Source organism: Sphingobacterium suaedae (assembly GCF_042684625.1).
GTDB lineage: Bacteria > Bacteroidota > Bacteroidia > Sphingobacteriales > Sphingobacteriaceae > Sphingobacterium > Sphingobacterium suaedae.
This window is the reverse complement of the sequence record NZ_JBHULR010000017.1, coordinates 1-1,290: the sequence shown is the minus strand read 5'-3', so window position 1 is coordinate 1,290 and position 1,290 is coordinate 1. Positions and strand designations below refer to the sequence as shown.

The window sequence follows — 1,290 nt, the reverse complement described above, 5'->3', positions numbered from 1 at the left end:
GTGCGTAACGAGCATCAATACCGGATGCTCTAGAAAGGAGGTATTCCAGCCGCACCTTCCGGTACGGCTACCTTGTTACGACTTAGCCCCAATTACCGGTTTTGCCCTAACACGCTCCTTGCGGTTACATGCTTTAGGCACCCCCAGCTTTCATGGCTTGACGGGCGGTGTGTACAAGGCCCGGGAACGTATTCACCGCGTCATTGCTGATACGCGATTACTAGCGAATCCAACTTCACGGGGTCGAGTTGCAGACCCCGATCCGAACTGTGAACGGCTTTTAGAGATTGGCATCACATTGCTGTGTAGCTGCCCGTTGTACCGTCCATTGTAGCACGTGTGTAGCCCCGGACGTAAGGGCCATGATGACTTGACGTCGTCCCCGCCTTCCTCACTGCTTGCGCAGGCAGTCTGTTTAGAGTCCCCACCATAACATGCTGGCAACTAAACATAGGGGTTGCGCTCGTTGCGGGACTTAACCCAACACCTCACGGCACGAGCTGACGACAGCCATGCAGCACCTAGTTTCGTGTCCCGAAGGACGGATGCGTCTCTGCATCCTTCACTAACTTTCAAGCCCGGGTAAGGTTCCTCGCGTATCATCGAATTAAACCACATGCTCCTCCGCTTGTGCGGGCCCCCGTCAATTCCTTTGAGTTTCACCCTTGCGGGCGTACTCCCCAGGTGGATGACTTAACGCTTTCGCTTGGACGCTAACAATATATCGCTAACATCGAGTCATCATCGTTTAGGGCGTGGACTACCAGGGTATCTAATCCTGTTCGATCCCCACGCTTTCGTGCATCAGCGTCAATACCACTTTAGTGAGCTGCCTTCGCAATCGGAGTTCTAAGACATATCTATGCATTTCACCGCTACTTGTCTTATTCCGCCCACTTCAACTGGATTCAAGCCCATCAGTATCAAGAGCACTGCGACAGTTGAGCTGCCGTCTTTCACTCCTGACTTAACGGGCCGCCTACGCACCCTTTAAACCCAATAAATCCGGATAACGCTCGGATCCTCCGTATTACCGCGGCTGCTGGCACGGAGTTAGCCGATCCTTATTCTTCCGGTACATTCAGCCCAGTACACGTACTGGGGTTTATTCCCGGATAAAAGCAGTTTACAACCCATAGGGCAGTCATCCTGCACGCGGCATGGCTGGTTCAGGCTTCCGCCCATTGACCAATATTCCTTACTGCTGCCTCCCGTAGGAGTCTGGTCCGTGTCTCAGTACCAGTGTGGGGGATTCTCCTCTCAGAGCCCCTAGACATCGTCGCCTTGGTA

General features: G+C 53.5%; 1 rRNA gene. It reads right to left on the bottom strand.

Annotated features, from left to right (window positions below):
* Window positions 1-33: 33 nt before the first annotated feature.
* A 16S ribosomal RNA gene (locus tag ACFSR5_RS18205) occupies window positions 34-1,290 on the bottom strand; the annotation flags it as partial.